Origin of the sequence: Gordonia sp. UBA7599 (assembly GCA_002477755.1) — a bacterium.
Taxonomy (GTDB): Bacteria; Actinomycetota; Actinomycetes; order Mycobacteriales; family Mycobacteriaceae; genus Gordonia.
In genome coordinates this window covers 1-10,366 of record DLKD01000022.1, presented here as the reverse complement: position 1 = coordinate 10,366, position 10,366 = coordinate 1, and the positions used below count along the sequence as shown (strand labels likewise).

The 10,366-nt window shown below is 67.1% G+C and carries 12 protein-coding genes; 2 read left to right on the top strand and 10 right to left on the bottom strand.

What is annotated here, in order from left to right; genetic code table 11:
• The 5 genes from B4L26_RS02455 to B4L26_RS02435 form a co-directional block, all read right to left on the bottom strand.
• On the bottom strand, positions 1-255 hold a 255-nt coding region (locus B4L26_RS02455), incomplete at its 3' end, for a hypothetical protein (RefSeq protein WP_290715423.1).
• Positions 252-596: a YbaB/EbfC family DNA-binding protein gene (locus B4L26_RS02450; protein WP_290715422.1), complete on the bottom strand. Its 345-nt coding sequence runs from the start codon at positions 594-596 to the stop codon at positions 252-254. The genes B4L26_RS02450 and B4L26_RS02455, both read right to left, overlap by 4 nt.
• 6 nt (positions 597-602) lie before the next feature.
• Positions 603-953 carry a hypothetical protein gene (locus B4L26_RS02445; RefSeq protein WP_290715421.1) on the bottom strand — a complete coding sequence of 117 codons (351 nt, stop codon included), beginning with the start codon at positions 951-953 and terminating at the stop codon, positions 603-605.
• A gap of 93 nt (positions 954-1,046) precedes the next feature.
• Positions 1,047-2,828, bottom strand: coding sequence for a long-chain-acyl-CoA synthetase (locus B4L26_RS02440; RefSeq protein WP_290715419.1), 1,782 nt, complete (start codon positions 2,826-2,828; stop codon positions 1,047-1,049).
• Between the two features lie 14 nt (positions 2,829-2,842).
• On the bottom strand, positions 2,843-3,274 hold the full coding sequence (locus B4L26_RS02435; RefSeq protein ID WP_290715417.1) for a hypothetical protein: 432 nt from the start codon (positions 3,272-3,274) through the stop codon (positions 2,843-2,845).
• Positions 3,275-3,500: 226 nt separating this feature from the next.
• Here B4L26_RS02435 and B4L26_RS02430 point away from each other — a divergent pair, with 226 nt between their 5' ends.
• Together B4L26_RS02430 and B4L26_RS02425 are read left to right on the top strand one after the other, a co-directional pair.
• Entirely contained in the window at positions 3,501-5,348 is a 1,848-nt protein-coding gene (locus B4L26_RS02430) for a multicopper oxidase family protein (protein WP_290715416.1), read from the top strand.
• 136 nt (positions 5,349-5,484) lie between these two features.
• Positions 5,485-6,516, top strand: a complete 1,032-nt coding sequence (locus B4L26_RS02425; RefSeq protein ID WP_290715413.1) for an alpha/beta fold hydrolase — start codon at positions 5,485-5,487, stop codon at positions 6,514-6,516.
• 5 nt (positions 6,517-6,521) lie between these two features.
• Here B4L26_RS02425 and truA read toward each other — a convergent pair whose 3' ends face one another.
• The 5 genes from truA to rpsK are packed head-to-tail and all read right to left on the bottom strand — an operon-like array spanning position 6,522 to position 10,316.
• Positions 6,522-7,409, bottom strand: a complete 888-nt coding sequence (gene truA, locus B4L26_RS02420) for a tRNA pseudouridine(38-40) synthase TruA (RefSeq protein WP_290715410.1) — start codon at positions 7,407-7,409, stop codon at positions 6,522-6,524.
• Between the two features lie 4 nt (positions 7,410-7,413).
• Entirely contained in the window at positions 7,414-8,121 is a 708-nt protein-coding gene (gene rplQ / locus B4L26_RS02415; protein WP_290715407.1) for a 50S ribosomal protein L17, read from the bottom strand.
• A 59-nt stretch (positions 8,122-8,180) separates the two neighbouring features.
• Entirely contained in the window at positions 8,181-9,230 is a 1,050-nt protein-coding gene (locus B4L26_RS02410) for a DNA-directed RNA polymerase subunit alpha (RefSeq protein WP_290715403.1), read from the bottom strand.
• A 49-nt stretch (positions 9,231-9,279) separates the two neighbouring features.
• Positions 9,280-9,885 carry a 30S ribosomal protein S4 gene (rpsD, locus tag B4L26_RS02405; RefSeq protein WP_290715399.1) on the bottom strand — a complete coding sequence of 202 codons (606 nt, stop codon included), beginning with the start codon at positions 9,883-9,885 and terminating at the stop codon, positions 9,280-9,282.
• A 23-nt stretch (positions 9,886-9,908) separates the two neighbouring features.
• Positions 9,909-10,316, bottom strand: a complete 408-nt coding sequence (gene rpsK / locus B4L26_RS02400) for a 30S ribosomal protein S11 (RefSeq protein ID WP_006899651.1) — start codon at positions 10,314-10,316, stop codon at positions 9,909-9,911.
• Positions 10,317-10,366 lie beyond the last annotated feature (50 nt).

The following is a 10,366-nucleotide window of genomic DNA, read 5'->3' as shown; positions in this document are numbered from 1 at the left end:
GGCCGATCCGGCGAGCATCGACGAGGCGGTGCCGGCGTGGACGGCGGCGAGACTACCCACCGCGGCGAGGTGTGCGGCCTGGGCCGTGGCGAAGGCCGCGACGAACTCCTGCCCGATCAATCCGAACACCGCCACCATCGCCGCCGTGTTCGCAGCCGCATTGACGCCGCCAGCAGTGGCCAGGGCCGTGCCCATCGTCGCCGAGGTCGCTGCCAAGCCGTCGACGGCCTCCCCCATCATCATCACCGAACTCATCGATCCCCCTCGTTCGTCTCATTGATCGCGATGCCGGCGAGTTCGCCGAAGTCGCGGTTGAACTGCTCGGTCAGTGTGGCCCGCTGCGCGTAGGCACGTTGGGCGGCGACCATCGCGCTGGACACGATCAACTCGCCGAGCTCTACGGCGCCCGAGCGCATCGCGCCCGGGCCGAGTTCCAAGCCGATCAGTGCACCCGACCCGTCTACGCGTGCGGTCACGCGCGATCGCACGTCACTGCCCTCACCGACGATCGCGGCGTAGCCCTCGGAGAGCTCGGCCATCGCCCCGATCGCCGCCGAGGCACGGGCGAGTATCTCCTCCAGTTCTGGATTGGCCATCGCCGATCACCGCAACCAGGAACTCGGCGCGGCGGCCTGGGCATCGAGCACGGACTGCACGCGGGCCAGATCGTCAGCGGTGGGCAGCGCCATCGTCGCGAGGACATCGTCGTCGACGCCGTCGGCGGACATCAGCTCACGCAGTCGTACGCCCGCCGTCATCGCGCCCTCGCGGCACAACTCGAGCACTCGTGCGGCGAGCGCTTCGGCGCCCATCGCCATCGCCGACTCGGTGATCCGCACCGCCACGGGCAACCCGTGCGCGGTCGTCGTCACGGTGATCGCCCCCGACCGCGACCGCACCGTGGTCCGCGAATCTATCCAGTCGGTCGCACCGGAATCCGTATCGATCTGCATGGCCCCTCCCCCGAGCGGCATTTTTTGCCGCATGTGGGATTAGACGCAGCGCAGCGCCAAACGGTTCCATCGGATTGTCCGACGGTGCGAGTGCTACGCCCGCCCGACGGCCAGTTCGTCCACGAACTCCGGGTAGAACGGGGTGTATCCGCGGTCGCGGTGGAACACGCGGAGTTCGTCGTCGCCGACGTCGGAATACCCCTCGTCGCGCAGCGCGACGCGTTGGCTCTTGAATGTGGACGTCTGCGCGATCTGCGGCGTGACGCGCACGAAGAGCGGCACCGCATATCCCGGCAGCTTCGCCGAGACCCTATCCGCGATCCCGGCCCAGTCCGGCTCGCCGTCGACGACGATCGCGGCCATCCCGGCACGTCCGTCGGTCCCGGGAACCTCGACTCCGTACACCACCGATTCGACGATGCCGGGCACGTCATTGAGTACCGCCTCCACCTCGGTGGTGGCGACGTTCTCACCCTTCCAGCGGAAAGTGTCGCCGAGGCGGTCGGCGAACGCGATGTGGCCGAAGCCCTGCGAGTACACGAGGTCGCCGGTGTTGAAGTAGGCGTCGCCGCGACGGAAGACGTCGCGCACGATCTTCTTCTCGGTCGCCTCCGGGTCGGTGTAGCCGTCCAGCCGCATCAGCGCCGAGATGTGTCCGAGCAGCAGGCCCGGCTCTCCCCTTGGCACCCGCCGACACCGGCCTCGCGCGTCGCGGATGGGCTCGCCGGTCGCGACGTCGACCTCGACAATCGCGCGCAGCTGGGGGGAGAACCCGACGGTGTTGCGCAGCCCGAAGATGTTGGCGAAGCCGATGTTGGACTCGCTCGCCGAATAGAACTCGACGATCCGGTCGATCCCGAAGCGGCTCTGGAATTCATCCCAGATCTCCGGGCGCAATCCATTGCCTACGGCCAAGCGCACGCGGTGGGCGCGGTCGACCGGCTTGGGCGGCTGCGCGAGTAGGTATCGGCACAACTCACCGATGTAGCAGAACGCGGTGGCGTCGGCTTCGATGATCTCGTCCCAGAACCGCGACGCGGAGAACTTCTCGCCGACGGCCAGGCACGCGCCCGCGGCGAGCACCGAACCGAGCGACACGGTCAGCGCGTTGTTGTGGTACATCGGCAGGGCACAGAACATCACGTCGTCGCTGCGCAGCCGGACGGCCGCTCCGCCCATCCCGATCATCGCCAGGTGCCAGCGCCCATGACTCATGATCGACGCCTTCGGGTACCCGGTGGTGCCGGAGGTGAAGATGTAGAACGCCGCGTTCTCGGCGCGCAGCGAATCGGTGATCGCCGGATTGGCGTTGGCGCCGGGATCGTCTGTGGCCAGCGCGTCGCCCGCGGCGTCGAGATCGGTGAAAGTCAGCGTGGCGGCCGGTACAGCGTCGGATGGAACCGTCGTGATGGCTTCCGCGGACTCGTCGTCGCGCACCAGAATCCCGGCCGACAGCAGGCCCAGGCTGTGCTCGAGCACATCACCGCGCTGGTTGTGGTTGACCAGGCCGGCAATGGCTCCGAGTTTGACGATCGCCAGCATCGCGATCACGACTTCGGGGCTGTTGTGTGCCATGACGGCCACGACGTCGCCCTGGCCGACACCGCGATCGGTGAGCACCGCCGCCCACCGGTTGGCCCGGCGGTTGCACTCGCCGTAGGTGTACGTCTGCTTCCCGCTGCGCAGGAACGGCCGGTCCGGATGTGCGGCGGCTGCCTGGGCGAAAATCTTGCCGATCGTCCATCGGCGCTTCGGCGTCGGGTTGACCAGCGGTGGCAGCAAGCGGGCCATTCGCGGGAGATCGCCCGCCATCCCCAAGGCGCCGGCAATCACTCCGCGCGCGGTGATCGCCGACGAGCGACTGTCCTGTCCCATTCGACCGTCGACCGCTAGCGCTTGGCCCGCGTGCAGTTCGGGTCGGCCGGCTTCTCCGGCCACACGCACACGTCGACGAACGTCTGCTGGTCGAAGCCGCCGCCGTCGAAGACCCCGTAGGCCTTGCCGTGGGTGCCGATGAAGGTGGCCCCACCACCGGTGCCACCCTCGGAGGTGACGATCGTCGTCACCTCCCAGCCCTTGTCCCGCAGCGCCGTCCGGTAGGCGACCATCGCCGGCCCCGGCGCGGCAGCGGCCTGGTAGTTCATCCTGATACCGTTGGCTGAGATCGCATCCGGGCCGGTGGTCTTCTGGGTATTCGCAGGCACGGGTAGGAGGGTCTTCAAGTCCTCCGGCGCCGACGTCGACGACGATTTCGAGCAACCCGACAAGACCAATCCCGCGACCAGCACGACGCTGGCGAGAACCGTGGACGTGCGTTTCATCCTGGCGCCTCCTGAGGACAGAGCGGAAAACCGTAGACCCGTACTGTACGACCGCGGTGGCCCGATGCAACGGGGAACAGGGGCAACGGGGATACCGAAGGCCGGCCATCGAAGGCCGCATCCAAACCTGATTCTGACATCGGTTTCAGGAAAGGCGGGTGTCGACGCCGATTGCGTGCCTATGGTGGGCCCACTCCCATTCGTCGATCGAAGGCGGATTTGTGCGATGAAGCGCCGTCAAGCCTTGCAACTGGCCGGACTGTCGGCGCTCGGACTTGCAGCCGTCCGCCCCGGATCCGCCGACGCGAAACCCTATTCGCCGCCGCTGAACCATGAGCAGCCGACGATCCCGGGGATGCCGTTCAACAGCTACCACTCCCCACCGCTGACACCCTTCGTCGACGAGCTGCCACGGCTGCCCAAGGTGATATCACCGACGCGGATGGTCGCCGCCGGCGGCCGCCATCGATTCCACCGAGATCTCGGCCGGGCACCGAGCGCGGGCTTCGGCGGACTGTCGCACCACGGTCCCACCATCGAGACGCAGGCCGGAACGGAGCCGCAGATCCGGTTCGTCAACAACCTGCGCAGCCACCCGATGGCGATCGACGTGGACACCACTCTGCACGGAGTGTCCGAAAAGGACCGGCACCGACCGCCCTTGGTGATCCATCTACACGGCGCACCGAACCGTCCGGAACACGACGGCTTTCCGACGTCGCCCTTCCGACTGGGCCGCGGCGTGGACTACCGGTTCACCAACCCGCCGCACGCCTGTCCACTCTGGTACCACGACCATTCGATGGGGACGACCCGGCTGAGCATCTATGCGGGCCTGAGCGGGCATTACCACGTCCGCGACCAGTGGGACACCGGCACGCGTGACAATCCGCTGGGCCTGCCGGCCGGCGGGTACGAGACCGCGCTCATCATCAGCGACAAGCTGTTCTACCCCGACGGCAAGATGCGCTACGACAACACGTGGACCGTTCCGACCGGGCACTGGGCGGGCGGACTGTGCGGCGACACGATGGTCGTCAACGGCAAGGTGTGGCCGCGGATGCCGGTCGACCGGGGGCTGTACCGGTTTCGGATCCTGTCCGCCAGCCAACTCAACGACTACCGCCTGTCACTGTCGGACGGTTCGACGTTCTGGGTCATCGGCAGCGACGGCGGGCTGCTGGATGCCCCCGTGCCGGTCAAGGCGCTCAACGTCGCCGCCGCCGAACGCTACGACATCCTCGTCGACTTCTCCCGGTACCGCCCGGGTCAGAAAGTCCAACTGGTCAACAGCATGCAGATCTCGATGTTCGGGCAGATGAACGGTGCGCTCATGGTGCGACCCGTCATGCGGTTCGACGTCGGGAGCCGCACCGGCCGGTATCAGCGGGTCCCCGACCGGCTGCGCGGTGGCCGCGGCTTGCCCGACCGATTGCCGCCGCGCCACACCGGCCACGACAACCACCGGATCGCCACCCTCAATGTGACGGTCAACCCGCGCAACCTGTCCTGGCTGGGTGTGCTCAACATGAACCTCAACGATCTCGACTGGGCCACCAAAGACTTCGAGCACCCCGTCCAGGGGACCACCGAGTGCTGGGACATCGTGAACTCCGATGCGACCATGCAGTCGCACTCCCTTCACGTTCATCTCGTGCAATACCGTGTCGTGGGCCGCTGGGATTTCGACAAGGTGCGCTACCTCGCCGAGAACCCACCACCGGTGCTGGGTACCCGTTGGACCCCGGATCCGACCGACTACCTGACCAGCGAGATGTTCAACCCGGCCCCCTACGAGTTCGGCTGGAAGGACACGGTGCGCTGCCCACCGAATCAGGTCACCCGGATCATGGTGCGTTGGCCAACCGCGGCAGAACTGGGCTTTGACCCCGATGCCGTGTTCACCGGGCTCAACAACGAGAAGCTGCAGGGCTACGTGTGGCACTGCCATCTCACCAACCACGAGGACAACGAGATGATGCAGCGGATGCGGGTCGTGGCACCTGGTCGGCACACCGGATTCATCGAGGTCCCCGGGGCCGGCGGGCACCACGGTGGCGGCCACGGGCACTGAGCCGAATAGGCATCCCTGGAATCGGCCTGCGGAGCATGGTTTGTAAACACCTTGCTACATCGGCGCTACCGGGCGAGCGTGGCACCCGCTCATAGGGTTAACTCGCCTTAGAAACCGAGTGTTTAAGGAGGCGGCGGTGATAGCCAAGCCCAGAGTCCGGTTGCGCTACCGCACGATTCACGGATACCGGCGGGCCTACCGCATCGCGGGCAGCGGCCCCGTGGTCGTGCTGATCCACGGAATCGGCGACAATTCGTCGACGTGGGAGCCGATCATGACCCGCCTCGCGTCCAAGTACACCGTCATTGCGCCCGACATGCTCGGCCACGGGTTCTCCGACAAGCCGCGTGCGGACTATTCGGTGGCGGCCTTCGCCAACGGGGTGCGCGACCTGCTGTGGGTCCTGGGCCACGAGCGCGTCACCGTCGTCGGGCACTCCCTCGGCGGCGGCGTCGCCATGCAGTTCTGCTACCAGTACCCGTCGATGGTGTCGCGCCTCGTGCTGGTGTCCACCGGCGGAGTCACCCGCGAGGTGTCCCCCGCCCTGCGCGTCGCCACTCTACCGGGGGCGAGTCAAGCGCTGGCGCTACTGCGCCTTCCCGGGGCCATGTCGGCAGTCGATTCGGCGACCCGCGCCTTGGCCGCCAGCCCCACGCTGCCTGGTCCCTTCGAGTCGCTCTCGCCCAGTCGCCACCTGCTCGACCGGACCGATCTCCTGCGCATCCTGCGCGATCTGAGCCCGCGTGATGCCCGTGCGGCATTCGGCCGGACGCTGCGGTCGGTCGTCGACTGGCGGGGCCAACACGTGTCGATGCTCGATCGCAGCTACCTGACCGCCAACATCCCGGTACTCATTGCGTGGGGCACCGACGACACGGTGATCCCCTATCGCCATGCCGAGATCGCGCATGCCGCGATCTCCGGGTCTGTCCTCGAGACCTTCGACGGTGCCGGCCACTTCCCGTTCCGCGACGAGCCCAACCGATTCGCCGAGCTACTCGACGACTTCGTCTCGACGACCCTGCCGGGCACGTTCGACCCGTGGGCGTGGCGGACCATGCTCATCAACGGCGCCGATGCCATCGGTTTGGACACCCCCGAGCCGCTGAGCCTCGAAACGCGCACCGAGGTGTACGAGGCGCTCGCCATCGAGCGCAGCGCCACCTAGCCCGTTCAGCCGCAGCAGCCCTCCGGACCCCCGACCTCGTCGGCATCGCGGATGTCGCGGGTCACTTCGTTGCGCGCAGCCCATTCCGCAGGCGGCGGATAGTCGACGCCGATCAGGCACAGACCACGCGCCTGCGCGACGGGAACCTGCTGACTGCGTCCAGAAGCATCCAACAATCCAGCACACCAGGCCACGTCCCGACGGCCCTCCGCGACGACGGCGACGGCGCCGACGAGGGAACGGACCATCGACCAGCAGAATGCATCAGCACTGACCCGGCCGATCAGCACGCCCTCGTCGGCGCGGTGCCAATCGAAGGCCTGCAGGTCGCGGATCGTCGTCGATCCTGGCCGTGGCCGGCAGAAGGCAGCGAAGTCGTGCAAGCCGAGCAATGCGGCAGAGGCCGCATTCAGCGCCTCGACATCGAGCGGGCGAGGCCACGCGCCCGTGGTCCGGGCGGTGACCGGCTCAGGCCCCCACGGTGCATCGGCGAGCCGGTAGACATAGTGGCGGCGCAACGCCGAGAATCGCGCATCGAACTCGATGGGAACCTCGGTGACGGCCTTGACGCGCACGTCGTCGGGCAGCATCTTCGCCAAACGCCGGACCAGCGTCGACGGGTCACCGTGGATGGAGCGGGTGTCCAGCGCTGCCCGCGCGACGTCGAGATGGGCGATCTGTCCGGTGGCATGCACTCCAGCGTCGGTTCGCCCGGCGACGGTGAGTCGCACCGGCTCGCGCAGCACGGTGGTCAGCGTGTCGGTGAGCACCCCGGCCACAGTGCGCCGGCCCGGCTGTAGAGCCCATCCGGAGAAGTCAGTCCCGTCGTAACCGATCTCGAGGCGCAGACGACAAACCCCGCCACCGTCGTCGGTGGCGGGGTCGGTCGTCAATGGATCACTCCTCGTCGCGCTGCGACGGCGGCAACTCGTAGCCGGCCGCCTCGGCGTCGGCGTCGGTCGCGAACCAGATCTCGGCAACGGTGCTGTCGTAGAACCGGGTGCCGGGACGGTGGTACAGCTTCGACTGCGCATTGCCCTTGATCGGGAAGCCCTCGGGCTGCGCGTCGTCGGGCAGCGGCGCGTGCGCACCGGCAGGCAGCTCGGCAACCTCGCCAGCGTCGTCGGCCTTCGCCTCGGCAGCCTCATCGGCCTTGACCTCAGCAGCCTTCGCCGGCTTCTCGTCGGCTTTGTCCGTCTTCTTCGACGCCGCGACACGGTTGGCGCGGTTGGCCTCGGTGGTCACGGTCGACTCGCGGACGAGTTCGATCACGGCCATCGGGGCGTTGTCGCCCTTGCGGGGCAACGTCTTGACGATGCGGGTGTAGCCGCCGGGACGCTCGGCGAACGACGGGCCGATCTCCGCGAACAGGACATGCACGATGTCCTTGTCGCGGATGAACTTCAGCACCTGGCGGCGGTCGGCAAGGGTGCCGGCCTTCGCGTGGGTGATGAGCTTCTCGGCGTAGGGGCGCAGGCGCTTGGCCTTCGCCTCGGTGGTGGTGATGCGGCCGTGCTCGAACAGCGAGGTGGCGAGGTTTGCCAGGATCGCCTTCTGGTGGCTGGCCGACCCGCCGAGACGGGCACCCTTGGTGGGCTTGGGCATTGTTCTCTCCTCAGAGGTGACCGACTCTCACGAGTGGGTCGGGGTTTGGTTACAGCCGCTCAGAGCTGCTCGGTTTCAGCGAAATCCTCACCATTGTCATCGAATCCCGCATCGTCGGACCAGGTGCCGGTGGCCGGGTCGTACCCGGCGACCTGCGACGGATCGAAGCTGGCGGGGCTGTCCTTGAGGGCCAGCGCCATCGTGTGCAGCTTCACCTTGACCTCGTCGATCGACTTCTGACCGAAGTTGCGGATGTCGAGCAGATCCGACTCGGTGCGGGCGACCAGTTCACCGACGGTGTGCACACCCTCGCGCTTGAGGCAGTTGTAGCTGCGCACGGTCAGCTCCAAGTCCTCGATCGGGAGGTTGAACGACGCCATGTGGTCGGCCTCGACCGGCGACGGGCCGATCTCGATGCCCTCGGCCTCGACGTTGAGCTCGCGCGCCAGGCCGAACAGCTCGACCAGCGTCTTGCCCGCCGACGCGAGGGCGTCGCTCGGGGTGATCGAGTTCTTGGTCTCCACGTCCAGCACCAGGCGGTCGAAGTCGGTGCGCTGCTCGACGCGGGTGGCCTCCACCTTGTAGGTCACCTTGAGGACCGGCGAGTAGATCGAGTCGACCGGGATACGGCCGATCTCGGCGCCGGAGGCCTTGTTCTGCACGGCCGGCACGTAGCCGCGGCCACGCTCGACGACGAGCTCGATCTCGAGCTTGCCCTTGTCGTTGAGGGTCGCGATGTGCAGGTCCGGGTTGTGCACGGTAACACCGGCCGGAGGCACGATGTCAGCGCCCGTGACGGCACCGGGGCCCTGCTTGCGGACGTACATGGTGACCGGCTCGTCCTCCTCGGAGGAGACGACGAGGCCCTTGAGGTTCAGGATGATCTCGGTGACATCCTCCTTGACCCCGGCCACGGTGGTGAACTCGTGCAGCACACCGTCGATACGCACGCTCGTGACTGCGGCGCCCGGGATGGACGACAGCAGGGTGCGGCGCAGCGAGTTGCCGAGGGTATAACCGAAGCCCGGCTCGAGGGGTTCGATGACGAACTTCGACCGGTTCTCGGCGATGACCTCTTCGGACAGGGTGGGTCGCTGTGAGATGAGCATTGGTGTGTTTTTCTCCTTTGCCGCCCGCTATTTGACGGCGTCGGTGGATTTACTTGCTGTAGTACTCGACGATGAGCTGCTCGGTCAGCGGCACGTCGATCTGGGCACGCTCGGGCACGGAGTGCACGAGGATGCGCAGCGTCGACGGCACGACCTGCAGCCACGCGGGCACCGGCCGATCACCCTGGATCTCCTTGGCGATCTGGAACGGCACGGTCACCAGCGACTTCGGCCGGACATCGATGATGTCGTACTGGCCGACTCGGTAGCTGGGGACGTCGACCTTCACACCGTTGACGGTGAAGTGGCCGTGGCTGACCAGCTGACGGGCCTGGCGACGGGTACGGGCCAGTCCGGCGCGGTACACGACGTTGTCCAGACGGGTCTCCAGGATCTTCAGCAGCTCGTCGCCGGTCTTGCCGGTGCGACGGTTCGCCTCTTCGTAGTAGCGGCGGAACTGCTTCTCCATGACGCCGTAGGTGAAGCGGGCCTTCTGCTTCTCCTGCAGCTGCAGCAGGTACTCGGTCTCCTTGATCCGCGCGCGGCCGTGCTGGCCGGGCGGGTAGGGACGACGCTCAAACGCCTTGTCTTCGCCGACGAGGTCGACGCGCAGACGGCGCGACTTCTTGGTTGCGGGTCCGGTATAACGAGCCATTTTTTCTAGTCCTTACCTTCCCGCTAGACCCGGCGCCGCTTGGGCGGACGGCAGCCGTTGTGCGGCTGGGGGGTGACATCGGAGATGGTGCCGACTTCGAGGCCGGCAGCCTGCAGGGAGCGAATCGCCGTCTCGCGGCCCGAGCCCGGGCCCTTGACGAAGACGTCGACCTTCTTGACGCCGTGCTCCTGGGCCTTGCGGGCCGCGTTCTCGGCAGCGAGCTGCGCCGCGAACGGCGTGCTCTTGCGCGAGCCCTTGAAGCCCACGTGACCCGACGACGCCCAGCTGATCACGTTGCCGTTGGGGTCGGAGATCGAAACGATCGTGTTGTTGAACGTCGACTTGATGTGCGCGTGGCCGTGCGGGACGTTCTTTTTATCGCGACGGCGAGTGCCCTTCTTGGGGCCGGCGCTGCGTGACTTAGGAGGCATTACTTCTTCTTCCCGGCGATGGTCTTCTTCGGGCCCTTGCGAGTGCGGGC